Raw genomic sequence first — 25,564 nt, 5'->3', positions numbered from 1 at the left:
CGGCGAGCTGTCGTCGCGGGGCGACGTGCGGGTCGTTGACTTGCGCAGCGGGCCGCGCAAGCGTTCGGGGGACCGCAGTTCCGACCGGAACTGCGGTCCAGCCGGTGGGGCGCGGTTGAGATTGCCGCGCACCAGGTGCCGGCGGACGCCCGGTCCCAGAAACGGGAGTTCTTGAGATGACCCAACGCGAACACCTGCCGGAAGTCCTCCCGGCCCCGCCCGAGTCCGGAGCCGAGGTGCGGCCCGTCGCCGGGCGGGGAACATCCGCGCCGGAGGGCGTGCCGGGACGCCGGGTGATCGCGTTTCTATTGGCAGCACTGGGAATCGTGCTGCTCCCCGCAGGCCTGCTGGTGTTCGGTCTGTCCACTGTGCCCGGTTATTTCACCGGCTGGGCCGCGGGGTGGATCGGGATCGCGGCGGTGGTGTGGCTGGTGGACTCCCGCACGCCGCGGCGCTGGCCGGGCTGGGCGCTGCTCGCCTCGGTGCCGCAGGCGTTCGTGAACGTCCTGTTCGCCGCGCCGATAGGCCTGATCTCGCTGGTCGCCGTGGCCGCTTCGCCCGCCTTGGCGACGTTGGCGTGCCGGCGGTTCGCGCAACCGGCGAAGGATCTCGCCGAACTGGATGTGGAGATCCCGGTGCCGCTCGACGCGCACGGCAGCGGGCGCCTGCTGATCGGCCGGGACCGGATCGTGCTCGCCCAGACCGCTCGCGGCAGCGGCGGGCGGGTCCGGCAAGCGCTGCCGCTGGCCGAGCTGGCCCTCGCGCAGCCCGGCGAGATCGGCGGTGGCGAGGACGGCTGGTGGCCGCTGCCGGGAGGCGCTGGCATCCGCCTGCGCCGTGGACCGGCGCTCCGCTTGGTCGCCGGGATGCAGCAGTGGATCGTGCACGTGGCCGACCCGCAACTGGTCGCCTCGATCGTCCGGCGGCGCGCCACTGCGGCTTGGCCGCTGCGCACGGGCCCGCAGGATTCCGCTTCCTGGCATCGGTTGCGAACCTGGGCCGTCGCTCGCATGACGACGGTGCGCCGCGGCCGCCAAGCACAGGCCTATCCGGAATACCGGGCCCTGCTCGGCAGCGCGCTGGCGGTGTTCGGCTCGATGCTGCTGACCACCGCGATCGGCCGTGGCGTCGGAGATCCGGTTCTGTGGATCGTGGCGGTCGTCGTGCTGGGCTCGGGAGTGCTCCTGGCCGTCGGCTGGCTGCGGGTGCGCCGCCGCCTCGACCAGGCGGAACTGCACCAGCTCCCACCGGGGAGCCCGCCGTGGGGAGACCTCCGCCCGGACCACGCCCCGATCCCGAACTGGCGCCCGTTCATGTGAAGCGTGAGGGGTGCCCTTCGCCGAGCAACTGGGCTGTCCGAGCAACTGGGCGAAGGGCGCCCTCACCTCGAAAAATCCACTCGCACGGATGAAGCGTGAAGGGCGTCTTTGGGCGAGGGAGTTGTTCGAAGGCACCCTTCGCCAGGAGAAATTCGCTCGTTCAGGTTAGTTGTTGGGCCGTCGGGGAGGTCCAGCTCTCCGGGGTCGACGGGGATTGTGCCGATCCGTCCGAATAGGACGGGCTGCCGTCGTCGTCGTACGGGTTGTTGTCTACGTTGTCCGGGCCGCCGTCGCCGGGGATGTGCTGGCCGTGGGTGGAATTGACACTGCGGTTGTAGAGACTGTCCACATTGGCCCGTGCACCGCGCCCTCCGATGAGTCGAACCGGCGGCCCTGGTTGTTCTCTCCCGACACCAGGCCGTCGCCGCGGCCGTTGCCCTCCCACGTCGGGTTCAGGCCCTCGTGCCGGCTCTGCATGCCGCCGGTCGCCCCGCCCACGCCGCCGAAGATCGTCCCCGAGGTGAGATCGCCCCAGCCCGGCGCTTCGCCGGTCCGGTGAAGGCATCGGCGGCCGACTGCGAGCCGGCCTCGTCGTTGCCCCAGCACTCGCTTTCCGCCTGGAGCACCCCGTTGAGCTTGTCCAGCGCCGCCTGCGGCCTGTCCGCCGCGCCGCCGCCGTGCGCCTCCTGCAACTGCGAGGTCTGCCGCTGCAAGCCTTCCCAGCAGCGACGACACCTGCTCGCGCATTGCCGCGTTGCGCGCCTCCAGCTCGGCCCTTCGTCCAGCTGAATTGGTCATTTCGGCCTTCCTGGGATGGTCCGCCGAACGCCAGCAGCATCGGCCGTTCGGCGGAACACGAACGCGCGGGCTCCCGGCTTAGGATCGCTCCGCGTTCCCGTCACGCACCACACCGGGCCGTCGGCAGCCCGCTCCGTAGACTGGGGCGAGCTATGCATCGCGGCGGAGCCAGGCAGCCAGCCGGCCCCAGCGTGCGAATGAACCCGACCGGCACGACAAGTGAGGTGGAACGGTGACGCTGCTGGGGTCCGTGCACAGTCCGGCCGACGTCAAGCGACTTAAGCACGCTGAGCTGGTGCAACTGGCCTCGGAGATCAGGCACTTCCTGATCGAGAAGGTGTCCCGCACCGGTGGGCACCTGGGGCCGAATCTTGGCGCGGTGGAGCTGACCCTGGCCGTCCACCGGGTGTTCGACTCACCGCAGGACGCCATCGTGTTCGACACCGGTCACCAGGCGTACGTGCACAAGATCATCACCGGTCGGCAGGACGGCTTCGACCGGCTGCGCAAGCGCGACGGCCTCTCCGGCTACCCGTCGCGCACCGAGAGCGACCACGACCTGGTGGAGAACAGCCACGCCTCGACGGCGCTGTCCTACGCCGACGGCCTGGCCCGGTCCTTCCAGCTCAGCGGCAAGCCGTGGCACGCGGTGGCGGTCGTCGGCGACGGCGCGCTCACCGGCGGCATGTGTTGGGAGGCGCTGAACAACATCGCCGCCGACCAGGAGCGCCCGGTGGTGATCCTGGTCAACGACAACGGCCGGTCCTACTCGCCGACGATCGGCGGCCTCGCCGAGCACCTCGCCGCGCTGCGCTTGAACCCCAGCTACGAGAAGGCGCTGGAGAGCGGCCGCCGCACGCTGCGCAACCTCCCGGTGGTCGGGCGCTCGCTCTACACCGGCCTGCACGCGGCCAAGAGCGGCATTAAGGACGCGATCAGCCCGCAGGTGATGTTCTCCGACCTCGGCATCAAGTACCTGGGCCCGGTCGACGGCCACGACCTGCGCGCGATGGAACACGCGCTGCAGATGGCCAAGTCCTTCGGCGGCCCGGTGATCGTGCACGCGGTGACCCGCAAGGGCAACGGGTTCGCCCCGGCCGAGAACGACCAGGCCGAGCAGATGCACCAGGTCAAGGTGATCGACCCGGAGACCGGGCTGCCGACCAAGCCGGCCCCGAAGAGCTGGACCGACGTCTACGCCGAGGAGTTGGTGCGCATCGGAGCCGAGCGCCCAGACGTGGTGGCCATCACCGCCGCGATGCTCGGCCCGACCGGGCTGAAGAAGTTCGGCGAGGCCTACCCGGACCGCTGCATCGACGTGGGCATCGCCGAACAGCACGGCATGACTTCGGCGGCGGGGCTGGCGATGGGCGGCATGCACCCGGTGTTCGCGGTGTACTCGACGTTCCTGAACCGCGCGTTCGACCAGCTGCTGATGGACGTGGCGCTGCACAAGCAGCCGGTCACGGTGACCCTGGACCGCTCCGGGATTACCGGCGACGACGGCGCCAGCCACAACGGCATGTGGGACCTGTCGATCCTCGGTCTGATCCCGGGCATCCAGGTCGCGGCGCCGCGCGACGCGGTGACGCTGCGCGAGGAGCTGCGCGAGGCGGTCGCCGTCGACGACGGGCCGACCGTGGTCCGGTTCTCCAAGGGCTCGGTGATCGAGGAGGTCCCGGCCGTGGAGCGGGTCGGCGGGGTGGACGTGCTGCGCCGCCCGGCTGACGGTGAGAGCAACGACGTGCTGCTGGTCGCGGTTGGCGCGTTTGGGGAGTTGGCGGTGTCCGCGGCGGAGCGGCTCTCGGCGCAGGGCATCGGGGTCACCGCGGTCGATCCGCGCTGGGTGGTGCCGGTGCCGGGGCAGATCGTCGAGCTGGCCGAGCAGCACCGACTGGTGGTCACCCTGGAGGACTGCGGGCGGCACGGCGGCTTCGGCTGGGCGCTGGCGGCGGCGCTGCGCGACGCGGAGCTTGACGTACCGCTGCGCGATCTGGCGGTGCCGAACCAGTTCCTGACCCACAAGTCGCGCGACGAGGTGCTTTCCGAGCTGGGGCTGACCGAGCAGGACATCGCCCGCCGCATCACAGAGTGGGTCGCCAACCAGCGCGGGTCCCGCGTGTCGCTGCGGGTCGCAGCCGACAACGAGCGCCCTGAAGCGGCGAACGGCTGACGCCGAAGAGCGCGATTTCAATGGAAATCGCACCGGTTCGGTGTGTCGGGTGCCCGACACACCGACGCCTGTGGATAACTCGCCACGATTTCCATTGAAGTTGCGGTGGGGCGGCGAGTGGTCGGCCGGGCTGCGCCTGGCCGCTGTGGCAGGGTGAACGTGTGCGAGTCCTGGTCGTCGAGGATGAGAAGCCGCTGGCCGATGCGATAGCTCGTGGGCTGCGCCGGGAAGGCATGGCCGTGGACGTCGCCTACGACGGAGAAAGCGGCCAGGAGAAGGCGTCGATCACCCGGTACGACGTGCTGGTGCTCGACCGGGACCTGCCAGGCATGTCCGGTGACGAGCTGTGTAGTCGGTTGGTGTCCTCCGGCGAGCTGACCCGGGTGCTGATGCTCACCGCCAGCGGCACGGTCGAGGACCGCGTCGCCGGGCTGTCCCTGGGCGCCGACGACTACCTGGCCAAGCCGTTCGCGTTCGCGGAGCTGATCGCCCGGGTCCGGGCGCTGGGGCGTCGCGCCACTCCGGCGCAACCGCCGCTGCTGACCGCGCTGGCGTTGGAGCTGGATTCCGCGCGGCGCACCGTGCACCGCGGGGACGGCGAGGTCGAGCTGACCCGCAAGGAGCTCGGCGTGCTTGAGGTGCTGCTGTCGGCAGGCGGCGCCGTGGTCAGCTCCGAGGAACTGCTGGAACGGGTGTGGGACGAGAACGCCGACCCGTTCACCACGACGGTGCGGGTCACGATGATGACGCTGCGCAAGAAGCTGGGGGAGCCGAGCATCATCGAAACCGTGGTCGGCTCCGGCTACCGGGTGCCGTCGGCGGGCCGCACCGAGCACGCTCGGGACTGAGCCGATGTGCGGGGCCGCCCGATCGATCACCCGCCGCGGTCCGGGACTGCGAACGCGGTTGACCCTGCTGGCGACGGCGCTGGTCGCTGCGGTCAGCGGGCTGCTGCTGTGGCTGGGATGGGTGCTGGTCGGCAACGTGGTGGCCTCGGTGCCCCGATTGCCCGCGGGAACACCGGTCCGGGTGCACGGCGTGGATGTGCCCGCGGAACTGCTCGGCGAGGCGTTGCGCGACTCCGCGCGGCAGCAGGTCCTGCTGATCGGCGGGTTCGCCTTCGTCGCCGTGGTGCTGGCGGCCGCGCTGCTGGCGTGGACGGTGACCGGCCGGGTGCTGCGACCGCTGCACGACGTGACCGATGCCGCGCGCCGGTTGTCCGCGGAGTCCTTGGATGAACGGATCGAGTTGACCGGTCCGCGCGACGAGGTCGCCCAGCTGGCCGACACCTTCGACGCGATGCTCGACCGGCTGCAAGCGGCGTTCGACTCGCAGCGCAGGTTCGTCGCCAACGCGAGTCACGAGCTGCGCACGCCGTTGTCGGTGATCCGCACGGAGCTCGACGTCACGCTGTCGGACCCCGACGCCGACGAGGCGGAGCTGCGCCGGATGGCCGATGTGGTCCGCGAGGCGACGGCGCGCGCGGAGCGGCTGGTGGAGGCCCTGCTCCTGTTGGCCCGCACCGAAGGTGCGGAGTTGGTGGTGAGGGAGCCGGTGGACCTCACGGGGCTCGTGGGCCGCGCCCTGCGCGCGGTGGAGCAGGAGGCGCGGCAGCGCGGACTGCGCATCAAGTGTTGTGCGGAACCGGCGTTCGCCGTCGGCGATCCGGCGCTGCTGGAGCGCGTCGCGGGCAACCTGCTGGAGAACGCGGTGCGGCACAACGTCGACGGTGGTTGGGTGGAGATCAGCGCCAGCAGCGATCCACAGTGGACAACCGTGCGGGTGGCGTCGTCGGGGCCGGGAATCCCGGCGGAACAAGTGGAATCCCTCTTCGAGCCGTTTCGCCGGGCAGGAGTCCAACGAACGGCCCGGAACGGAGCGGGCCTTGGCCTGTCGATCGTCCAAGCGGCGGTGAAGGCCCACCACGGCCGAGTCCGGGCGGAACCCCTCCCAGCCGGCGGCCTCGCGGTAACGGTCCAACTCCCCGCTGCGCCGTGACCTGGATGACATGTAGAACATTGGCGTTCTACACTCTGGTCATGAGTGAGGTGCCGGTCCGCATGCTGAACCAGGAGACGTCGAGCGTCCTGGCCAGAGTCAAGCACGGCGAAGAAATCGACATCACCGAGCGCGGTGTCATCATCGCCAGGATCATTCCTGCGCATCCCCACCCTCTCGGCGAGCTGATCGCTTCTGGGAAGTTCCGCCCGCCGACTCTGGAGGGGTCGATGCCCCGGCCACTCGGCCCTGTTCGAACTGACGTGGACGCGGGCGCGCTCATCCGTGAGCTACGAGATGAGGAGCGCTACTAGTGATCTACCTCGACAGCGCTGCGCTCATCAAGCTGGTGAGACGGGAACGAGAAAGCGACGCACTGGCGGATTGGTTGGAGCAACAGCCGAATGTACCGCTGGTCGCATCTGCGCTCGTCGAGGTGGAGGTTCCGCGGGCACTACGACGGTACGAACCGAACTTGCTCAGCGCCGCCCCCGCCGTTCTGAAGCGGATCGGCGTCTACGACATTGACGACGTGGTACGAGCTACGGCCGCTGCGTACCAAGATGTCCTGCTGCGTTCACTCGACGCGATTCACCTTGCGACGGCACATGCGATCTTCGGTTCGCACCTGACGGCATTCGTGACCTACGACCATCGTCTCCACAAGGCGGCTGAAGATGTTGGATTGCCAGTCGCACAACCAGGAACGGTTTGAACGAGGCGAAAGCTGCGACCCGCCCCGCAACGGAGCGGGTTTGGGTTGTCGACAGTCCAAGCAGCGGCTACGGCCCACGTTCGAAGCTCAAAGCCTCAGCGAGGCCACGTCGAGTTCGAACGGAACCGGGCTCGCGGCGATCCGCGCACTCCCGTGACCGGTCTGCGCGGTCGCGTCGCACACGTACCGGCCGTTTTCGAGGCGGTACGCAGCCAGTTCGGTCGGCCCACCGCGGTCCTGAGCGACGCTCCAGAAGAACGGGATGCCAGCTCGTTCGCAGGCCTGGAACTTCTCCTGCTGCTCGCTGGAGGTGTTGCCGGGGGACCAGATCTCGCCGATGAGTAGGACGTTCCCCGGCTGGAACGACGTGCCGACGGGCGGCGTGTCGAGGACCACGAAATCGGGGATGAGGGCGGAGCGGTAACTCGTGCTGATCTCGATGCCGATACCACCGACCGCGTAGAGATCGGTTCGCTTCGCCGAGTTGATGGCCTGGTCGAACATCGAGATGATGCGCTTCTCCGCCCATTGGTGCTGTCCGCTCGGCGGTGGCGTCACGAGCCAGTACCCCTCGATGAGTTCCAGTCGCGAACCGTCCTCACGGGCGGGGAGCGCGTGCCAATCGGCGATCGTGAACGGCCCGAGTTCGTGCTGGACAAGCGCGGTCACCGGTCATCACCTCGTTTCCGTCCGCTCCATCATGGCAGAACAAGAGACTGGACTTCACGCACGCGAGAGGGGCCGCAGCGTTGCCGCCCCGGCCCCTCTTGCACATGATCAGGCCGGAACGGAGGCCACTCCCGGGGCGAGGAAGCGCTTGCCGTTGACCTTCTCCGCGATGCCCGCGCGGTCCAGGTACGGCGTGATGCCGCCCAGCCAGAACGGCCAGCCCGCACCGAGGAGCATGCACAGGTCGATGTCCTGCGCCTCCGCGACCACGCCCTCGTCAAGCATGATCCCGATCTCCTCGGCCAGCGCGTTCAGCGCCCGCTCGCGGACCTGCTCGGACGTCGAGGGCCTGTCGCCCTGCTCCCACAGCGCCGCGACCTCGGGGTCCACGACCTGCCCGCCCGTCGCCCGGTCGCCGTCCCCCACGGAGGCGCTTCGCGCCGCTGACTGACTGGACTCGTCGGTGATCCACACCGCGGTCTTGCGCGCGTCGACGAACCGCTGCATGTTGCCGCTGAGTCCGAACCGGTCCGGGTAGGCCGCGTGCATCGTCTCGTTGACGTGCTGGGCGACCGCCGGGCCGACCAGCTGCAGCAGCACCATCGGGGTCATCGGCAGGCCCAGCGGCTCCAGCGCGTTGTCGGCCACGTCGAACGGCGTGCCCTCGTCGATGGTCGCGATGACCTCGCCCATGAAGCGGGTCAGCAGCCGGTTCACCACGAACGCCGGCGCGTCCTTGACCAGCACGCACGACTTCTTCAGCTGCTTGCCGACCTTGAACGCCGTCGCCAGCGCCGCGTCGTCGGTCTGCTCGCCGCGCACCACCTCCAGCAGCGGCAGCACCGCGACCGGGTTGAAGAAGTGGAAGCCGACGACCCGCTCCGGGTTCTTCAGCTTCGAGCCCATCTCGGTGATCGACAGCGACGAGGTGTTGGTGGCCAGGATCGCCTCGGGGGAGACATGCTCCTCCAGCTCGGCGAACACCTGCTGCTTGACCGACATCTCCTCGAAGACGGCCTCGATGACGAAGTCGGCGTCGGCGAACGCCCTCTTGTCCAGTGAGCCGGTGACCAGTGCCTTCAGTCGGTTCACCGCGTCCGGCGACAGGCGGCCCTTGGCGGCGAGCTTGTCGATCTCGCCGTGGATGTAGCCCACGCCGCGGTCGATGCGCTCCTGGTCGACGTCGGTGATCACCACCGGCACCTCCAGGCGGCGCACGAACAGCAGCGCCAGCTGACCGGCCATCAGCCCGGCGCCGACCACGCCGACCTTGGTGACGTTGCGCGCCAACGACTTGTCGGGCGCCCCGGCGGGCCGCTTGGCGCGCTTCTGGGTCAGGTCGAAGGAGTAGAGCCCGGAGCGCAGCTCGTCGGACATCAGCGCGTCGGTCAGCGCCTCGGTCTCGGCGGCGTAGCCCGCGTCGAGGTCGTTGCCCCTGGCCAGTTCGATCAGCTCGACGGCCTTGGTCACCGCGGGGGAGGCGCCGTGGGTGCGGGACTCGACGATGCCCTTGGCGCGGGCGACGGCGTCGTCCCAGGCCTTGCCGCGGTCGATCTCCGGGCGGGTCACGGCCTGCTCGCCGTTGACCACCCGGACCGCCCAGCGCACCGACTCCTCCAGGAAGTCCGGGCTCTCCAGCAGCTCGTCGAAGATGCCCAGCTGACGGGCCTTCTTCGGGTTGAGCATCCGGTTCTGGCTGAGCGCGTTCTCGATGATCACCGTCACCGCGGCGTCCGGCCCGATCAGGTTCGGCAGCAGCTGGGTGCCGCCCCAGCCCGGGAACAGGCCCAGGAAGCACTCCGGGAACGCGATGGCGCCCGCGTTCGACGCCACCGTCCGGTAGTGGCAGGACAGCGCCAGCTCCAGGCCGCCGCCGAGCGTCGCGCCATTGACGAACGCGAAGGTCGGGATCTTCGACTCGGTGAGCCGGCGGAACACGTCGTGCCCGGCCTGGGCGATCTGGTGGGCGTGCTCTCGCTCGGTGATCCGCCCGATGCCGGAGAGGTCCGCGCCCACGGCGAACACGAACGGCTTGCCGGTGACCGCGATGGCCGCTGGCTCGGCGGCGAACGCCTCGTCCAGCGCGGCGTTCAGGCTGGCCAGACCGCCCGGGCCGAAGGTGGACGGCCGGGTGTGGTCATGGCCGTTGTCGATGGTGATCAGCGCGAGCTTGCCGCCCAGGCCGGGCACGTCGACGAGCCTGGTGAACGCCTTGGTCACCACTTCGCCGGGGAACAGCGCCGCGAAGTCTGTCGTCGAAGTTCCGACTGTCATCGGGCGCCTCCTGCGTTGTAGTTCGGGTTCTCCCAGATGACCGTTCCGCCCATGCCGAAGCCGATGCACATGGTCGTGATGCCGTAGCGCACCTCGGGGCGCTCGGCGAAGTGCCGGGACAGCTGGGTCATCAGCCGCACGCCGGAGGACGCCAGCGGGTGGCCGCAGGCGATCGCGCCGCCCCACGGGTTGACCCGCGGGTCGTCGTCGGCGATGCCGAAGTGCTCCAGGAACGCCAGCACCTGCACCGCGAAGGCCTCGTTGATCTCGAACAGGCCGATGTCGTCGATGGTCAGCCCGGCGCGCTGCAGCGCCTTCTCGGTGGCGGGCACCGGCCCGACGCCCATCACCTCCGGCTCCACGCCGGCGAAGGCGTAGCCGACCAGCCGCATTCCGACCGGCAGGCCGAGCTCGGCGGCGGTGTCCGCGTCGGCCAGCAGGCAGCCCGTCGCGCCGTCGTTGAGGCCCGCGGCGTTGCCCGGGGTGACCCGGCCGTGCGGCCGGAACGGCGTCTTCAGGCCGCTCAGCGCTTCGACCGTGGTGCCCGGGCGCGGCGGCTCGTCGGTGGTGGCCAGGCCCCAGCCCTGCTCGGAGCGGGTGGACACCGCGACCAGGTCCGGCGTGATCTTCCCGGCACGCAGCGCCTCGTCGTAGCGCTGCTGGCTCAGGGCCGCGTAGGCGTCGGTGCGCTGCTTGGTCAGCGTCGGGAACCGGTCGTGCAGGTTCTCCGCGGTCGAGCCCATGATCAGCGCCGACGGGTCGACGATCTTGTCGGAAACGAAGCGCGGGTTGGGGTCGGCGCCCTCGCCCATCGGGTGGTTGCCCATGTGCTCGACGCCGCCGGCGATCGCCACGTCGTAGGCGCCGAAGGCGATGCCGCTGGACACGGTGGTCACCGCCGTCATGGCGCCGGCGCACATCCGGTCGATGGCGAAGCCGGGGACCGACTTGGGCAGCCCGGCCAGCAGCGCCGCGCTGCGGCCGATGGTCAGGCCTTGGTCGCCGATCTGGGTGGTGGCGGCGATGGCGACCTCGTCGATGCGCTCCGCCGGCAGTTCCGGGTGCCGCCGCAGCAGCTCCCGGATGACCTTGACGACCATGTCGTCGGCGCGGGTCTGGGCGTACTGGCCCTTCGAACCGGCCTTGCCGAACGGCGTGCGTACGCCGTCGACGAAGACCACGTCCCGAACCGCTTGGCGGCTGCGGCTGTCGGCGGGTGCCGACGCAGGTGCGGCCACGGCGTGCTCCTCACTGGCTTGGTGGATGGTGCCGACCGGATCAGACCGTCTCTACCGGCCGGGAACCGCACTCTAGCGCTTATTACCCACCGGTAACCACACTGGCTGGCGTGTCGGCTGTCTCACATCCTGATCAGCGCCGCCGTCGGTGGCCACTTCTAGGCTGACCCCGTGCTGTACGTGCCTACGGCGGTGGCCCCGGACTTGGCTTCGGACCTCGTGACCGGTTGGACTGCGGACGTGGCGGGCGCCGCGACGATCGTGCCGGACGGTTGCGTCGACGTGCTGTGGATCAGCACGGGCGTGATCCGCGTTTGCGGCCCGGAAACATCGGCGTGGTCGTTCGCCCTGCCGTCGGGCACCGAGGCGGTAGGCGTGCGATTCCGCGCGGGGCGGGCGGGCAGTGTTCTCGACTTCGACACCGCCGAGCTGCGCAACAGGCGGGTGTCCCTGGACGACGTGCTCGGCTCCCGGGCCCAACGGCTCCTCGGCGACCAGATCGGGGCCGCCGAGGACCAGGGGAGCCGGCTTCGTGTCCTCCAAGACCACGCTCGCGAATGGCTCGGGGCGGCGGCTCCGGAGGACTCCGCTGCCGAGACCGTCCGGCGAATGCTCGTGCACGACAGCCGGACGACGGTCGCCGAGATGGCTGAGGCCACCGGACTCTGTGCGCGGCAGCTGAACCGGCGATGCGTGCGGGCGTTCGGCTACGGGCCCTCGATGCTGCGCCGAATCCTCCGGCTGCAACAGTTCCTGCGCATGGCAAGGCATCCTGGCGCCCCGATCGATCTCGCAACGCTGGCGGTGGCCGCCGGCTACACCGACCAGTCACACCTTTCGCGCGACTGCCGGCAGATCGCCCGGAGCGGCCCGGGCGCGCTCGTCGGCCGCTGAAGTCCGATCCGTACACGACAGGCGGCTCGTGATGGATCAGGCTGACGGCATGAGCGAAACCTCCGAGCGCTACCGAGCGCTGGCTGCCGAGTTCACCCGCCGAGTCGAGGCGGTGCCCGCTGACACGTGGGCGACGCATTCTCCCTGCGAAGGCTGGACCACGCTGGACGTCCTGCGCCACGTCATTGATCTGCACCGCGACATCCCCAGCTGGGCGGGCTTGACGGTCACCCTGGCGAAGGTTGTCGACGATGACCCGTTGGGAGCGTGGTTGGAGGCCCGCGACGCACTCCAAGCGCTGGTCGATGATCCGCAGCGGGCGCGGCAGGAGTATGACGGGATGTTCGGCCGCACCACGGCCGAGGCGACGATCGACCGGTTCCTGTGCTTCGACCTGCTCGTGCACGGATGGGACATCGCCAGGGCCACCGGACAGGACGAGCGGCTGCCGGCGGAAGAGGTGACGAGGGTGTACGCCGATGTTCTCGCCCTTGGGGACAACATCCGGCACAAGGGAGTCTGCGGCCCAGAGGTCCGCATCGCCGACGACGCGCCCGAGCAGGACCGCCTGCTCGCCTTCCTCGGCCGCAATCCGTAGTCGACGATCCTGTGCGGCGGCTCCGCGTGGAACGGCCGCACGGCGAACGTCAGTCCGTGGCCGTCGCGTGGAGGGCCTTGCTCAAGGCGTCGGCCGTGAGGTTGATCTGCCACTCGCGGGCGCCCTTGTCGCGCAGCAGCTCGGCCACGCCGCAGGCGCTGCGGTCCTCCGGCGGGGTCCAGCAGGTCCGCCGGACCAGGTCGGGGAGCAGCAGGTTCTCCACCGGCAGGTTGTTGCGCTCGGCGATCTTCGACAGCGCCGAACGCGCCGCGGACAGCCGCGCCGCGGCCGCCGGATCCCGGTCGGCCCAGCGGTTCGTCGGGGGCGGGCCCTCGTGCGGTGAGGCCGGGGCCGGCAGCTCGTCGTTCTCCAGCCGACGCGCCGCCCGCAGGGCCTGCAACCACATCGCGGCCCGGCGCCGTTGCTGACGCCCGCCGAACACCGGCAGGGCGACGAGGTCGGCCTCGGTCTTCGGATTGGCCTGCGCGGCCTGCACGATCGAGGAGTCCGGCAGCACGCGTCCGGGCGCGAGATCGCGATCCCGCGCGACGTTGTCCCGGGTCTCCCACAGGGCTCGAACGGCCGCCAGCTGTCGAGGATTGCGCACCCGGTGAATGCCGGACGTGCGGCGCCAAGGCTCGGCACGCGGCGCGGCGGGCGCGGCGGTGCGGACCGCCTCGAACTCCTCGTGCGCCCAGTCCAGCTTGCCCTGCCGCTCCAGCTCGTCGCGCATCGCGTCGCGCAGGGCGGTCAGCAGCTCCACATCCAGTGCGGCGTACACCAGCCAGTCCTGGGGGAGCGGTCGGCGAGACCAGTCCGCCGCACTGTGGCCCTTCTCCAGCCGGTAGCCGAGCATGCGCTCCACGAGCGCACCGAGCGACACGCGCTCGAACCCGGCGAGCCGGCCAGCCAGTTCGGTGTCGAACAAGCGCGCCGGACGCAGGTCGAGCTCGGCGAGACACGGCAGGTCCTGCGACGCCGCGTGCAGCACCCACTCCGCGTCGGCCAAGGCCGGCAGCAGCGGATCAAGCGCACCGTCCAGCGCGATCGGGTCCACCAGCACGGTGCCGGCGCCTTCTCTGCGGAGTTGCACCAGGTAGGCGCGTTGCGAGTAGCGGTAACCCGAAGCGCGCTCGGTGTCCACGGCGACCGGTCCGGTCCCCGCAGCCAGTGCGTTTGCGGCCGCGTTCAACGCGGCCGGTGTGTCCACCACCGGCGGCACGCCGTCGGTGGGTTCGGTCAACAACACCGGCTCCGGGCGGTCGGACCCAACGGTCTCGGGGCTTGCAGCTTCCACGGCTACCAGACCTTACGTGCTTCGGCCCGCGCCGTGGGGCCACTCCACCCGAGCTCGTCGGGTCGACCGCCCGATGCAGGTGCGTCAGCGTCCGGTCATCGGATCACGCCGGCCCGCATGGCCAGCGCAACCATCTGTGCCCGGTCGCCGGTGCCCAGCTTGCGCCCTATCCGCGACAGGTGGCTCTTCACCGTGAGCGCGGACAGGTTCAGGGCCTCGCCGATCTCCTTGTTGGAGCGGCCGTCGGCCACCAACTGGAGCACCTCGACTTCGCGCCCGGACAGCTCGCGAGGCGTGTTGTCCGTTCCCGGCACGCGGGTACCGGCGGCAAGCACCGGCGCCACGCTGGGATCGGCGTACACGCCGCCGTCGAGCACGCGGCGCACACCGTCGGTGACCACCATCGGCGAGGCCGACTTCAGCAGGTACGCCTGCGCACCTGCCTGGAAGGCAGCCCGGACCGCATATGGGTCATCCGACGAAGCGAGCACCACGATCCGTGGCCAGCCCTGGCTCCGGAGTTCGGTTACCAGCTCGATGCCGGTCCCGTCCGGGAGCCCGAGATCGAGAATTGCGAGGTCGCAAGGACCGGTCGCCAGGGCGCGAGCCCTGGCTTCGGCCATGGATGCAGCCTCGTGCACCGTGCCGGCGCCCATCTGCAGCAGCCGGGCGGCGATTGCCTCCCGGAGCAGCGGATGATCGTCCACCACGAGCACCGTGAACAGCTCTTCCCGCGGGTGCGGGACCATGTTGGCCGGCAAAGTGCCGGCGGGCGTGGTTCGAGCGGCCTAATGGGAGCTACCGGGTCGGCCACCGGGCAGACTCGGGTCCGGTAGCGGCCAGTGAGTGAGCACTCTCGTCGCCAGGCATTCGATGCCTAAGGTCAGACCGTGCCCCCGCTGGTCGTGGGGAGGACGTGACCACTGATGGGGTGACGTGCCCGCCGAAGGCTGGCGTGAGCACTGGACCATTAGGCCGCCGGTGTTCCTCTTCCGCGCTGCTCAGGACACGATGCTGACCGTGTGGAGGGTATGTGTTGTTCGTCGGAGATGACTGGGCTGAAGATCACCACGATGTCGAGGTGCAGGATGAGACGGGTCGGCGGCTGGGTCGGGCTCGGCTGCCGGAGGGCGTGACCGGGGTTGCCCGGCTGCACGCGCTGATCGGTGAGCATCTGCCCGAGGGCGCCGAGCCTGACCAGGTCGTGATCGGGATTGAGACTGATCGAGGTCCATGGGTCCAGGCGCTGATCGCGGCCGGGTACACGGTGTATGCGATCAACCCGCGGCAGGTGGCGCGCTATCGGGAGCGGCACGGCACCTCGGGCGCCAAAAGCGACGCCGGGGACGCGCACGCCCTGGCCGACATGGTGCGCACCGACCGTCATCAGTTACGCGCGGTCGCCGGTGACACCGAGCAGGCCCAGGCCGTGAAGGTGGTGGCGCGGGCGCACCAGACGCTGATCTGGGACCGGCACCGGCACATGCTGCGGCTACGCACCGCGCTGCGCGAGTTCTTCCCCGCCGCGCTGGAAGCCTTCGACGATCTCCTCGCCCCGGATGCACTGGAACTCCTTGGCCGGGCACCGGACCCGGACCAGGCGGCCAGGGTGTCACGCGCGCAGATCACGGGCGCGCTCAAGCGGGCCCGGCGCCGCAACGTGGACGAGAAGACCACCGCGATCCAGACCGCGCTGCACACTGAACACCTGACCCAGCCGCCGGCCGTGGCCGCCGCCTACGCGGTGACGGTGCGGTCCCTGGTTAGCGTGATCACTGCCTTCAACACCGAGATCGCCGCCGTGCAAGAGCAGGTGCAGGCGTGTTTTGGCCGAGCCCGGGACGCTGAGATCTACCTGTCCCAGCCCGGCATGGGACAGATCCTCGGGGCCCGGGCCCTCGGCGAGTTCGGCGACGACGCCGACCGCTACGCGAGCGCGAAGAACCGGAAGAACTACGCCGGCACCAGCCCGATCACCCGCCAGTCCGGTAAGAAGAAGACCGTGCTGGCCCGCTTCGTCCACAACGACCGGCTCGTCGACGCCCTGCACCAGCAGGCCTTCTGCGCCCTCCGCGCCTCACCCGGCGCCCGCGCCTACTACGACGAGCTCCGCGGCCGCGGCATGAACCACCACGCCGCCTTACGCCAGCTGTCCAACCGACTCGTCGGCATCCTGCACGGCTGCCTCAAGACCCGGAGCACCTACGACGAACACACCGCCTGGGCACACCACAACCGAGACCAGCAAGCCGCCGCTTGACAAACAAAATCATGGGGTGTCTGACCTAAGCCGACGGCAGCCACGTCACTACCTCCCTGGAGTCGGTCGTGCCCCCCGACCGGCACCGGGACTCTCGACCAATCAGCCGCGCCACTGATCGACCGAAAGTGGTGTCGTCGGGGGCAGCGTAACCGCCCAAGCGGGTCAGCGGGACGATCAATCGGGTATCTATCCCGATCGAGTTGTTACCTGAACATGATCGCATCGCTCTTTTGGGTGACCGTGAGCTATCTCCGTAACGTCGGAGCGTGGCCAAGCGACGTAATACGAATGCGGATTGTGAAAATTTTCGCAATCAACAGTTTCGGGGCCTCGCCAGGTCTTCGCGAAAGGAAATCGCGCTTCGGCGTGTCGCCGCGGCGGGGGAGCGGATCGGTTGCGCCGAACCTTACGCGCCGGAGTCGACCGGCACAGCCGGTGATCGGGCTATCCGGATTCAGCTTCGCGGAGCCGTGCCGCTGGGCCGTCCGCCGAGCATCGAGACGCCTTCCGGCGGCAAGCCGGCTGCACTCGCCATCAATTCGTGGAACGCGGCCGCGTGCGGTTCCAGCTGGGCGTCGGTGGCCGTCCAGGAGCCGCGCAGTTCCAGGTCGTGGCTGCGGGTCGGGCCGGCGATGTCGCCGAACCGGGCCGACGAGGTCAGCGTGACCGTGCCGCCAAGGGCGGTCCAGGACGCGCCGGAGTCCTCCAACGCGTCGGTCAGCCACGACCAGCCCACCGCCGGCAGCAGCGGGTCGGTGGCCAGTTCCGGGTCGAGCTCGGCCCGCAGGTAGACGACGAGCCGCAACACGCCGTCCCACGCCTCCTGACCCTCCGGGTCGTAGAGAAGCACCAGCCGAGCGGTGGCGAGCTCGCCGGCCGGCCCGTTCGCCTCCGCGGCGAGCGCATGCGCCCAGGGCGCCAGGCGCTTCGGTGGCCCGACCTCGCTCAGCTCGATCTCGGCCCGCGGGCGGAACGACGTCAACGCGGCAACAGCCTGCCGGAAGACTTCGGGCGTCGCCGACATCTCCGTCACGCCGGCGACTGTAGGCGGCCGAACGCGGGCGGTGGCGGAGGCACGCCGAAAGGGGGATGCGCGAGCTTCGCGCTTGACTATGCGTGGCGGCGCGGACAGCGTGGCGTTCCGGGGGCGAGGGCGTGCCAGCGGCCAACGGCAGGCTCTCGGCCAGGGGCGGGAGGCAGGCGTGCGAAGATTGCCGCGCAAGCCCGGCCGGCCCGCCGCGGCGCCGTCCCGGGGACACCGATCGACGTACGGACAGCGACCTCGATGACGAACTCAGCGAACTCCGCGCCGGTCTCGGCCCGCCGGGACCTCGCCGACGCCCCCCTGCTCGTCGCCGCTCGCGGCGGTACCCCCCGGCACACCCCGGTCTGGTTCATGCGGCAGGCGGGTCGTTCGCTGCCGGAGTACCGCAGGGTCCGCGAGGGCGTGCCGATGCTGCAGGCGTGCCTGACGCCGGAGCTGGTCAGCGAGATCACGCTGCAGCCGGTGCGCCGGCACGGAGTGGACGCCGCGATCTTGTTCAGCGACATCGTGCTGCCGCTTTACGCGGCCGGCATCGGGCTGGACATCGTCGCGGGCACCGGCCCGGTCGTGTCGAACCCGGTTCGTACCGCCGCCGACGTCGCCGCGCTGCCGAGACTGGACCCGGCGCAGGTCGCTCCGGTCGCCGACGCGATCGGACTGCTGGTGCGCGAACTGGGGGAGACGCCGCTGATCGGGTTCGCCGGCGCCCCGTTCACGCTTGCCTCCTACCTGGTGGAGGGCGGCCCGAGCCGCAACCACGAGCGCACCAAGGCGCTGATGCACTCCGACCCGCAGACCTGGCACGCGCTGCTGGAGCGGCTGGCGGACACGACGCTGGAGTTCCTGGAGGCGCAGCTGGCGGCCGGGGTCGATGCGATCCAGCTCTTCGACTCCTGGGCCGGGGCCCTGTCGCTGCGCGACTACCGCGAGTTCGTGCTGCCGCACAGCCGGCGGATCTTCGCCAGCATCGCGGAGATCGCGGACGTGCCGAAGATCCACTTCGGGGTGGGCACCGGCGAGCTGCTCGGCGCGATGCGCTCCGCCGGCGCCGACGTGGTCGGCGTGGACTGGAGAGTGCCGCTGGACGAGGCGGCGAACCGGCTGCGGGCGGCGTTGCCGGACGCGGCCGAGCCGGTGGTGCAGGGCAACCTCGACCCGGCGGTGTTGTTCGCCGGGTGGGACGCGATCGAGCGCGAGGTGCACCGGGTCCTCGGCGAGGGCAAGGCCGCCGGCGGGCACATTTTCAACCTCGGTCACGGGGTGCTGCCCACCACCGACCCCGAGGTGCTCACGCGCGTCGTCGAGCTGGTGCACGCCGCGAGCGAGCAGTGATGGCGCACCGGGTCGCGGTCATCGGAGGCGGGATCGCTGGTCTCACCGCCGCCTACCGGCTTCGTCGCGAGCTGGGGCCGGATGCCGAGATCGTGCTGCTGGAGCAGGGTGACCGGCTTGGCGGCAAGCTCCGCACGGTCGAGCTGGCCGGTTGCCGCTACGACGTCGGGGCGGAGGCCTTCCTCGACCGGCGCCCGGAAGTCCGGCAGCTCGTGGAGGAGCTCGGCGTGCCCGAAGAGGTCGTGCACCCGGGTGCGGTGTCCGCGACGGTGCGCGTCGGCGGCCGGACCTGCCGGTTGCCCGATGGGACCGTGATGGGCGTCCCGGCTTCGGCGGACGCGGTGCAGGACGTGCTTTCCCAGGCCGGGGTGGCTGCGGTCCGGGCGGAGGCGGACCTGCCGCCGGTTCGGCTCGGCGGCGCCGACATCTCGGTCGGCGAGCTGCTGCGCGGGCGGGTCGGCGACGAGGTCGTCGACCGCCTCGTCGAGCCGCTGTTGGGCGGCGTCTACGCGTGCAATGCGGACTTGCTCGGCTTGCGGGCGACAATTCCGGCGCTGGCCGCGGCGCTCGACGCCGGAGCGGAGTCGATCACCGCGGCAGCGGCCTCGGCACTGCCCTCGCCGAAACCGGCAGACTCGCCGGAACCACCGGTGTTCGGCGCGTTCCGCTACGGCTACCGGGGGCTGATCGACCGGCTGCTGATCGCCGCCGACGCCCAAGTGCGGCTGGGGTTCCCGGTGCGGCAGCTGGCACGAACCGATTCCGGCTGGCGCCTGGAGATCGGTGCCGCGCCCAGCCCGGAGTTCCTGGATGTCGACGCCGTGGTGCTCGCAGTGCCCGCACCGGCCGCCCGCAAGCTGCTCGACGACGCCGCTCCGGCGGCAGCGGCGAAGCTTGCGGCGGTGGAACAGTCGTCTTCGATCGTGGTCGGGCTCGCCCTACCGCCGGACACACGGCTGCCCGATGCATCCGGGGTGCTGATCGCGCGCGGCGAGCAGCACGCCGACGGGACCCCGTTCACCGCCAAGGCGTTCACCTTCTCCAGCAAGAAGTGGCCGCACCTTTGCGGAGCGGACGGCGAGCTGCTCCTGCGCGGCTCGGTCGGCCGGTTCGGCGAGGCCGCGGAGCTCCGCCTGGACGACGCCGAGGTGCTGCGCCGGGTCGCGGCGGATTTCGCGGAGCTGACCGGGACCTCCGCGGTTCCGGTGGACTCCGTGGTGGTGCGTTGGGGCGGCGCCCTGCCGCAGTACGGAGTGGGTCACCTGGACCTCATCGCCGACGTCGAACGCGCCGTTGCCGAGGTGCCGGGGCTGGCGATCGCCGGTGCGGCCTTGCACGGCGTCGGCGTCCCGGCCTGCATCGCCACCGGGACGGCGGCAGCGACCGATATCACGCGAGACCTCCTGCGGGCCCGTCCCCGCGAAGTGGGACGATGAGGACATGGCGCGGCTGAACTACAACGAGCTCAACGACACGATCCGCTACACCATGTGGTCGGTCTTCCGGATCGAGCAGGGCACCCTGCCCGAGGACCGGGAGAAGGCCGCGCAGCAGACCCAGGAGTACCTGGACTCGCTGGCCGAGTCCGGTGTCGTGGTCCGCGGCGTCTACGACGTCTCCGGGCTGCGTGCCGACGCGGACTACATGATCTGGTGGCACTCGGAGCGGATCGAGGAAGTGCAGGAGGCCTACACCGGGTTCCGCCGGGAGACCCCGCTGGGGCAGGCGTCCGAACCGGTGTGGAGCAACGTCGCGCTGCACCGCCCGGCGGAGTTCAACAAGAGCCACATCCCGGCCTTCCTGGCGGGCGAGGAGCCGCGCAAGTACATCTGCGTGTACCCGTTCGTGCGCTCCTACGAGTGGTATCTGCTGCCGGACGACGAGCGCCGCACGATGCTGGCCGACCACGGCAAGGAAGCCCGGGACTACCCGGACGTCCGAGCGAACACGGTGGCCTCGTTCGCGCTGGGCGACTACGAGTGGATCCTGGCCTTCGAGGCGGACGAGCTGCACCGGATCGTCGATCTGATGCGCCACCTGCGCGGCACCGAGGCCCGCCTCCACGTCCGCGAGGAGATCCCGTTTTACACCGGTCACCGGGTCGACGTCCCAGACCTGGTGACCCGCCTCCCCTGACTGGGCAGTCGTGGGATTAGCGCGATAATAGCGCTATTGCGCTATTATCGCGCTATGGCGACCATTCAGATCCGGGACATCCCGGAAGAGGCGTACGAGACGATCCGCAAACGAGCACGATCCGCTGGGATGTCGCTGCAGGCCTACATGCGCGATGAAGTCGTGCGCATGGCGTCGCGCCGGACGAAGGAAGAAGCGCTCGCGGCGGTCGAGGCGGCACTCGCTCACGATCGCGGCACCGGAGTGACCGTCGAGAGCATCCTCGCGGCAAAGGATGCTGATCGGCGTTGAGCGAATTCGTCGTTGACGCCTCGACCCTCGTGCTGGCAACCACAGTCGTGTCGGACGGGGCCCGTGAGGTGCGCCGTCGGCTGCTGCAGAGCGAGTGCCACGCACCGCACCTTGTCGACGCAGAGGTCGGGAACGTGCTTAGAAGGCAGGAGTTGGGCGGGCAGATCGAGGCGGAAGCCGCGACGACTGCGCTCCTCGCGATGAAGCACTTGGTCGACCACCGCTATCCCCATGTAGGTCCGCTCAGCCAAGCCGCGTGGGAGTTGCGTGGTGCGGTCACGTTCTATGACGCGCTCTACGTGGCGCTCGCTGCTGGCCTGGACGTGCCGCTGCTGACAGCCGACGCGAGGCTGTCCCGCGCTCCCAAGCTCCCGTGCAAGGTGGAATTGATCGTGTGATCGTCACTCCGCTGGGACGAGGCGGACGACGATCGAGTTGATGCAGTAGCGCTGGTCGGTGGGGTGGGGTAGCCCTCACCCTCGAAGACGTGGCTGAGGTGGCCGTGGCAGGCGGCGCACAGGACCTCGGTGCGGGACACAGGGACCATGCCGAGGGAGCGGTACTCGCGGAGGATCATGGCATCGTTGCCGGCCGGGTCGTAGAACGACGGCCAGCCGGAGTTGGCATGACTTCTCTGCGATCACTCCATGTACGGCACGGGATCGTTGATCTGATACGCCACCTGCGCGGCACCGAGGCCCGCCTGCACGTGCGCGAAGAGGTCCCGTTCTACACCGGCCACCGCGTTGATGTCACCGACTTCGTCGCCCGTCTTCCCTGATCGAGCGCTTCAGGCTGCCTTGGGATTCCCGCTGACCAGTTGGTGTGCTCGCTGGTACGAGATGCCGAGGATTTCGCCGATCTCGCGCATCGACATCCCCTGATCGTGCAGAGTTCGGGCGGCACCGCGGAGTTCCTCGGCCGCCTGCCCTTGTGCATGGGCGGCTCGTGACCGGAGTTCTGCTGCGTGCTCCAGGCGCTCTTGCACCTCTGGTGGAAGCGAGATGGTGACGTCGAGGTCGATGGTCTCCGCAGACTCCCCGGTCATGATTTCGATGAGGTCCTGGGCCATCTCGCGAATCTCGCTGACCCTGCGTGCCTGGGTCCATCGTTCGATGGCAGGAACGTGGATCAACCAGAACTTGCCGTCCCGCGTGACTGTCACCTGATATGTAGTCATCGCTGCTTCCACCACTTCTCCCCGAGTTCCCGCATTCCTTGAAAATGCTGAGAGCGAGATTCTCGCCGAGTTCTGTGTGCCTCGGTACCGGAATGATCGTTGACCCAAGACGGTAGATCGCATGGCTGCCGCCTTCACGGGCCGGCTCCCAGTCCGCACCTCGTCTCTTCGCGGCCTTGGCGATTCTCTTTACGAGGTCTCGTTGCTTCACCAGGCTACGTCTATAGCGGCGGACTAGACGCAACCGTCAAGCCGCGCTAGACAAATGGGTGATCTTCCTTAGCGCGGTTCCAGCCGCAGCGCGATGGAGTTAATGCAATACCGCTGGTCGGTGGGGGTGCCGTAACCCTCGCCCTCGAACAAGTGGCCGAGGTGTCCGTGGCAAGAGGCGCACAGGACCTCCGTGCGGACCATCCCGAGGGAGCGGTCCTCGCGGAGGATCACCGCGTCGCTGCCGGTCGGGTCGTAGAACGACGGCCAGCCGCAGTGCGATTCGAACTTGGTGTCGCTGCGGAACAATTCCGCCCCGCAGCCGCGGCACTCGTAGACCCCGACCGCCTTGGTGTCAACGTACTCGCCCTGCCAGGCCGGCTCGGTGGCTGCTTGGCGCAGCACCGCGTACTCGTTCGGGCTGAGCTGTTCCCGCCACTCCTGCTCGGTTTTGGTGACCTTCGGGGTTCCTGAGACCGGATCCATGCCTCCACGCTAATCCGTCCGAAGATCGACTGCACAGATGCGGTGTCAGATCGAGTCGAACGCCACCACTGCCGATTTCGCGTCGCGGGTCGCGGCCAACTGCTCGGCTTCGGCGTCCACCTCGGTGCGCGTGGCGCCGGTGAGCGAGTGGAAGCCCAGCACGTCCACCTGGAGCTTGCTGCCCGCCTTCTTGGCCCGCCAGGTGCCGACGATCTCGCCGTCGACGAGCAACGCCCCGGGGGAACTGACCGCCCGCCAAAGCGCCTTGCGGTGTTCGGGGTCGGGGACCAGCTGCGCGCGGTCCCGCGCTTGCAGGAACGGGTCGCCGGTGGGCAGCAGCCGAACACCGCGTGGTGCCGGCGGTGAGGCGAGCGCGTCGGTGGCTTCCGGCACGAACCACGAGCGCTTGCCGTCGACCGCGACCTCGACGAGGTCCGTCGGCCAGACCGGCCGCAGCACCACGGCGCTGGTGCCGAGGAACGCGGCGATGTCGGCGATCGAGCCTGGACCGAGCAGGCGCAGGCCGTCCCGGATCAGCGCGTCCAAGCGCGCGGTCTGCTGCGGGACGTGCCACTGCGGGGCCGCCGTGATCCGCAGCCGCCCGGATTGGCGGACGAGCCGGATGCCGGCGGCCAGCCCGGTTTGCAGGTACAGCGAGTAGAAGACGTGGGTCGAACCGCAGGCCCGGCACCACGCCGAGGCCTCCGGGACGTCGCGGGTCACGGCTGCGCTCAGCGAACCCCGATCCGTCGGTTCGAGGGAGTGTTCGCGCATCGCCGCGACCGTCTTGCCGAACACGGCGAGCGGCGCGTCGACCGACTTCATGATCGGCATCCGGGCCACCACGTCCGCGTCCGACATCGGGTATAGCCGCCCGGCCAGCTCCGGGAGGTCCGCGGCGCGGTGCAGGTGCGCGCTGCCGCGCACCGACCAGCCGAGGGCCAGCGAGTCGGGGAGTTCGGCTTCGGGCACCCGCGTGCGCACCGAGTGCAGGCCTGACCCCGCCGGGCTGTCCTGCACGCCGAGCGGCAGCACGGCGAGCTCCTCGACGTCGGTTGCGGAGCGGTCCAGCTGCTGCACGGCGTGCCGGTAGGCCAGGACGCGTTCTCGGTCGATCTCGATCATCACACCTCGATTCGGAGGAACGGCGCGAGCGTGCCCCAAGCCCCCGACAGATCAGCCGAGGAAGGTGCTGAACACGAACAAGACCGCGTTCCAGACCGTGAACACCACTCCGAACAGGATCAGCACGACCACCACGACGGCCACTAACCGGCGATGGCCGTCCGCCCGGTTCACGCTCTGCGCGAAGTCGTCCACGCCGCGCAGCATGCCCTCCACAGTGGCCTCGGAGTTCGGCCGCTGCATCCGGTCGCGGTGCGCGGCGAAGGCCTGCACCTCGGGATCGTCTGGGTCGAGCCCGTGCAGATCCTCCTCGAGGCGCTCGATCTCCTCATCCCGGTCGCCACGTTCCACGGCCCCACGGTAGCGCCTGCCGCCTGTGACCTGTCGCCTGTGACCTGTCGCCAGTGCGCGACGACCGGCCGAGCTCTGGCGGCCCAACGGGTGGTGCGGTGCTGACGTGCGTGACCGCTGACGAGGTGACAACCTCGACAGGGTGATGAATGCGTTGATCGACATCGAATTTTGACAGGTGACCGAGCTCGTGGCCGCACATGGTTCCTCCTGATCGCGGGAATTGCTGCTCTCTCCGCTGAAAACGCGCCGAGATCCCGGGTTGTGAGCCCGACGCTCGTGTGACCACTGGATCGAGTGATTGGGGCTGCGAGCCGCCGTCCGAATCCCGGTAGGGGCCCGGCAGCCGTGGTTACAGTCGCCGCGCTCCACTGCGGACCCGGGAGGCGATGATGAGCGTGCAGCCGGCGGAGACCGACGGTCCGTTCCGGCCGGAGCTGGAGGTGACGCCCCCGGAGCGGCAGCGGCGCTGGACCGTCCTATTGCGACTGATCTTGCTGATCCCGCACTTCATCGTGCTCTGGCTGATGTCCATCGCGGCCACCGTGGTGGTCATCATCGGCTGGTTCGCCGCGCTGGTCCTGGGGCGGCTGCCGGACTGGATCTCGGACTTCCTGGCCATGTTCATTGGCTACCAGGCACGGGTGGCGTCGTCGTACATGCTGCTCGTCGACGAGTACCCGCCGTTCGTCGTCTCCCGGCTGGACTACCCGGTGCAGGTCGACGTCCGCCCGGGCGAGCTCAACCGGTTGGCGGTGTTCTTCCGGATCATCCTGGTGATCCCCGCCGCGATCGTGAGCGCGGTCGTCGCCCAGGGGTGGGGCGTGCTGGCGTTCTTCATCTGGCTGATCGTGCTGGTGTCGGGCCGCAACCCACGGCCGGTCTTCGACGCCTCCGCGGCGGTGCTGCGCTACGGCTTCCGCACGAACGCCTACTTCTACCTGCTGACCGGCGCCTACCCGAAGAAGCTGTTCGGCGACGCTCGGGCGGAGGACAACCCGCCGCGCCAGTCGCCCGGCACCCGTCCGCTGGTGATGTCCAAGGGCGGCCGGGTCCTGCTGGTCGTGTTCATCGTGCTCGGCGTTATCGGCCTGGTCACCAACGGAGCCGTGCAGTCGGTGAACCAGCCGGACTTCCAGTACCAGTACGAATACGCGTACGGCCGCTGACGG

27 protein-coding genes and 3 pseudogenes are annotated in these 25,564 nt (G+C 69.7%); 16 read left to right on the top strand and 14 right to left on the bottom strand.

Annotated features, from left to right (window positions below):
* Positions 1-176 precede the first annotated feature (176 nt).
* Entirely contained in the window at positions 177-1,319 is a 1,143-nt protein-coding gene (locus tag DL519_RS20855; RefSeq protein WP_190817287.1) for a hypothetical protein, read from the top strand.
* A gap of 160 nt (positions 1,320-1,479) precedes the next feature.
* On the opposite strand, the gene DL519_RS20850 is transcribed toward DL519_RS20855, so the two are convergent.
* Together DL519_RS20850 and DL519_RS20845 are read right to left on the bottom strand one after the other, a co-directional pair.
* Complete coding sequence (locus tag DL519_RS20850; protein WP_190817285.1) at positions 1,480-1,668, bottom strand: hypothetical protein; 189 nt, start codon at positions 1,666-1,668, stop codon at positions 1,480-1,482.
* Positions 1,669-1,771: 103 nt separating this feature from the next.
* Positions 1,772-2,032 carry a hypothetical protein gene (locus DL519_RS20845; protein ID WP_190817283.1) on the bottom strand — a complete coding sequence of 87 codons (261 nt, stop codon included), beginning with the start codon at positions 2,030-2,032 and terminating at the stop codon, positions 1,772-1,774.
* 317 nt (positions 2,033-2,349) lie between these two features.
* Between DL519_RS20845 and dxs the strand changes: the two genes are divergently transcribed.
* From dxs to DL519_RS20820, 5 genes are all read left to right on the top strand, one after another.
* Positions 2,350-4,290 (top strand): 1-deoxy-D-xylulose-5-phosphate synthase, encoded by a 1,941-nt coding sequence (dxs, locus tag DL519_RS20840; RefSeq protein WP_190817281.1) that lies wholly within the window; start codon positions 2,350-2,352, stop codon positions 4,288-4,290.
* Positions 4,291-4,451: 161 nt separating this feature from the next.
* Entirely contained in the window at positions 4,452-5,138 is a 687-nt protein-coding gene (locus tag DL519_RS20835; RefSeq protein ID WP_190817279.1) for a response regulator transcription factor, read from the top strand.
* 4 nt (positions 5,139-5,142) lie between these two features.
* Complete coding sequence (locus DL519_RS20830) at positions 5,143-6,288, top strand: sensor histidine kinase (protein ID WP_190817277.1); 1,146 nt, start codon at positions 5,143-5,145, stop codon at positions 6,286-6,288.
* A gap of 62 nt (positions 6,289-6,350) precedes the next feature.
* Positions 6,351-6,602 carry a type II toxin-antitoxin system Phd/YefM family antitoxin gene (locus DL519_RS20825; protein WP_223839338.1) on the top strand — a complete coding sequence of 84 codons (252 nt, stop codon included), beginning with the start codon at positions 6,351-6,353 and terminating at the stop codon, positions 6,600-6,602.
* Positions 6,602-7,003: a type II toxin-antitoxin system VapC family toxin gene (locus tag DL519_RS20820; RefSeq protein WP_190817275.1), complete on the top strand. Its 402-nt coding sequence runs from the start codon at positions 6,602-6,604 to the stop codon at positions 7,001-7,003. The genes DL519_RS20825 and DL519_RS20820 overlap by 1 nt, the downstream gene beginning before the upstream one ends.
* Positions 7,004-7,090: 87 nt before the next feature.
* On the opposite strand, the gene DL519_RS20815 is transcribed toward DL519_RS20820, so the two are convergent.
* The 3 genes from DL519_RS20815 to DL519_RS20805 all read right to left on the bottom strand — a co-directional run bounded on the left by DL519_RS20815 (position 7,091) and on the right by DL519_RS20805 (position 11,184).
* Entirely contained in the window at positions 7,091-7,672 is a 582-nt protein-coding gene (locus DL519_RS20815; RefSeq protein WP_190817273.1) for a Uma2 family endonuclease, read from the bottom strand.
* A 108-nt stretch (positions 7,673-7,780) separates the two neighbouring features.
* Positions 7,781-9,946 (bottom strand): 3-hydroxyacyl-CoA dehydrogenase NAD-binding domain-containing protein, encoded by a 2,166-nt coding sequence (locus DL519_RS20810; RefSeq protein ID WP_190817271.1) that lies wholly within the window; start codon positions 9,944-9,946, stop codon positions 7,781-7,783.
* Positions 9,943-11,184: a thiolase family protein gene (locus tag DL519_RS20805; RefSeq protein ID WP_190817269.1), complete on the bottom strand. Its 1,242-nt coding sequence runs from the start codon at positions 11,182-11,184 to the stop codon at positions 9,943-9,945. Before DL519_RS20805 ends, DL519_RS20810 begins: the two co-directional genes overlap by 4 nt.
* A gap of 171 nt (positions 11,185-11,355) precedes the next feature.
* On the opposite strand from DL519_RS20805, the gene DL519_RS20800 reads away from it, so the two are divergent.
* Positions 11,356-12,078: a helix-turn-helix domain-containing protein gene (locus tag DL519_RS20800; RefSeq protein WP_190817266.1), complete on the top strand. Its 723-nt coding sequence runs from the start codon at positions 11,356-11,358 to the stop codon at positions 12,076-12,078.
* 49 nt (positions 12,079-12,127) lie between these two features.
* Positions 12,128-12,676, top strand: a complete 549-nt coding sequence (locus DL519_RS20795) for a TIGR03086 family metal-binding protein (protein WP_190817264.1) — start codon at positions 12,128-12,130, stop codon at positions 12,674-12,676.
* Positions 12,677-12,725: 49 nt separating this feature from the next.
* On the opposite strand, the gene DL519_RS20790 is transcribed toward DL519_RS20795, so the two are convergent.
* Both DL519_RS20790 and DL519_RS20785 read right to left on the bottom strand, forming a co-directional pair.
* A complete protein-coding gene (locus tag DL519_RS20790) occupies positions 12,726-13,973 on the bottom strand; it encodes a ribonuclease D (protein WP_190817262.1) in 1,248 nt (415 codons plus the stop codon).
* 95 nt (positions 13,974-14,068) lie between these two features.
* Positions 14,069-14,722, bottom strand: coding sequence for a response regulator (locus DL519_RS20785; RefSeq protein WP_175548076.1), 654 nt, complete (start codon positions 14,720-14,722; stop codon positions 14,069-14,071).
* Positions 14,723-15,006: 284 nt separating this feature from the next.
* Between DL519_RS20785 and DL519_RS20780 the strand changes: the two genes are divergently transcribed.
* Positions 15,007-16,233 (top strand): IS110 family RNA-guided transposase, encoded by a 1,227-nt coding sequence (locus DL519_RS20780; protein WP_190812993.1) that lies wholly within the window; start codon positions 15,007-15,009, stop codon positions 16,231-16,233.
* Positions 16,234-16,690: 457 nt separating this feature from the next.
* Here the strand turns inward: DL519_RS20780 and DL519_RS20775 are convergent, their stop codons facing one another.
* Positions 16,691-17,260 (bottom strand): DUF3000 domain-containing protein, encoded by a 570-nt coding sequence (locus tag DL519_RS20775; protein WP_223839336.1) that lies wholly within the window; start codon positions 17,258-17,260, stop codon positions 16,691-16,693.
* Between the two features lie 261 nt (positions 17,261-17,521).
* On the opposite strand from DL519_RS20775, the gene hemE reads away from it, so the two are divergent.
* Genes hemE through DL519_RS20750 form a run of 5 tightly spaced genes read left to right on the top strand, consistent with a single transcriptional unit; the run spans position 17,522 to position 21,438 of the window.
* A complete protein-coding gene (hemE, locus tag DL519_RS20770; protein ID WP_190817258.1) occupies positions 17,522-18,613 on the top strand; it encodes a uroporphyrinogen decarboxylase in 1,092 nt (363 codons plus the stop codon).
* The gene (gene hemG, locus DL519_RS20765; RefSeq protein ID WP_190817256.1) at positions 18,613-20,049 is read left to right on the top strand and encodes a protoporphyrinogen oxidase; all 1,437 of its coding nucleotides are present in this window, start codon (positions 18,613-18,615) and stop codon (positions 20,047-20,049) included. The genes hemE and hemG overlap by 1 nt, the downstream gene beginning before the upstream one ends.
* Before the next feature lie 4 nt (positions 20,050-20,053).
* Entirely contained in the window at positions 20,054-20,749 is a 696-nt protein-coding gene (gene hemQ, locus DL519_RS20760) for a hydrogen peroxide-dependent heme synthase (RefSeq protein ID WP_190817253.1), read from the top strand.
* Positions 20,750-20,803: 54 nt separating this feature from the next.
* Positions 20,804-21,040 (top strand): FitA-like ribbon-helix-helix domain-containing protein, encoded by a 237-nt coding sequence (locus DL519_RS20755; protein WP_168590247.1) that lies wholly within the window; start codon positions 20,804-20,806, stop codon positions 21,038-21,040.
* A complete protein-coding gene (locus DL519_RS20750) occupies positions 21,037-21,438 on the top strand; it encodes a type II toxin-antitoxin system VapC family toxin (RefSeq protein ID WP_190817251.1) in 402 nt (133 codons plus the stop codon). Before DL519_RS20755 ends, DL519_RS20750 begins: the two co-directional genes overlap by 4 nt.
* A gap of 3 nt (positions 21,439-21,441) precedes the next feature.
* Here DL519_RS20750 and DL519_RS20745 read toward each other — a convergent pair.
* A pseudogene (locus DL519_RS20745) lies at positions 21,442-21,665 on the bottom strand (peptide-methionine (R)-S-oxide reductase); the annotation flags it as partial.
* A 30-nt stretch (positions 21,666-21,695) separates the two neighbouring features.
* Between DL519_RS20745 and DL519_RS20740 the strand changes: the two are divergent.
* Positions 21,696-21,821: pseudogene (locus DL519_RS20740) on the top strand (chlorite dismutase family protein); the annotation flags it as partial.
* A 9-nt stretch (positions 21,822-21,830) separates the two neighbouring features.
* On the opposite strand, the gene DL519_RS20735 reads toward DL519_RS20740, so the two are convergent.
* The 5 genes and pseudogenes from DL519_RS20735 to DL519_RS20720 all read right to left on the bottom strand — a co-directional run bounded on the left by DL519_RS20735 (position 21,831) and on the right by DL519_RS20720 (position 24,392).
* Complete coding sequence (locus DL519_RS20735; protein WP_190817249.1) at positions 21,831-22,220, bottom strand: hypothetical protein; 390 nt, start codon at positions 22,218-22,220, stop codon at positions 21,831-21,833.
* A gap of 40 nt (positions 22,221-22,260) precedes the next feature.
* Positions 22,261-22,431, bottom strand: a pseudogene (locus DL519_RS50235) (hypothetical protein); the annotation flags it as partial.
* Between the two features lie 68 nt (positions 22,432-22,499).
* Positions 22,500-22,916, bottom strand: coding sequence for a peptide-methionine (R)-S-oxide reductase MsrB (gene msrB / locus DL519_RS20730; protein ID WP_190817247.1), 417 nt, complete (start codon positions 22,914-22,916; stop codon positions 22,500-22,502).
* Between the two features lie 45 nt (positions 22,917-22,961).
* Positions 22,962-24,041 (bottom strand): winged helix DNA-binding domain-containing protein, encoded by a 1,080-nt coding sequence (locus DL519_RS20725; RefSeq protein ID WP_190817245.1) that lies wholly within the window; start codon positions 24,039-24,041, stop codon positions 22,962-22,964.
* A 51-nt stretch (positions 24,042-24,092) separates the two neighbouring features.
* A complete protein-coding gene (locus tag DL519_RS20720; protein WP_190817244.1) occupies positions 24,093-24,392 on the bottom strand; it encodes a hypothetical protein in 300 nt (99 codons plus the stop codon).
* A gap of 389 nt (positions 24,393-24,781) precedes the next feature.
* Here DL519_RS20720 and DL519_RS20715 point away from each other — a divergent pair, with 389 nt between their 5' ends.
* Complete coding sequence (locus DL519_RS20715; RefSeq protein WP_223839334.1) at positions 24,782-25,561, top strand: DUF4389 domain-containing protein; 780 nt, start codon at positions 24,782-24,784, stop codon at positions 25,559-25,561.
* Positions 25,562-25,564 lie beyond the last annotated feature (3 nt).

The sequence above is a fragment of the Saccharopolyspora pogona genome, from assembly GCF_014697215.1.
Classification (GTDB): domain Bacteria; phylum Actinomycetota; class Actinomycetes; order Mycobacteriales; family Pseudonocardiaceae; genus Saccharopolyspora; species Saccharopolyspora hattusasensis.
Note: the sequence above shows the minus strand (reverse complement) of the source record. Positions and strands in the feature narration are given on the sequence as shown.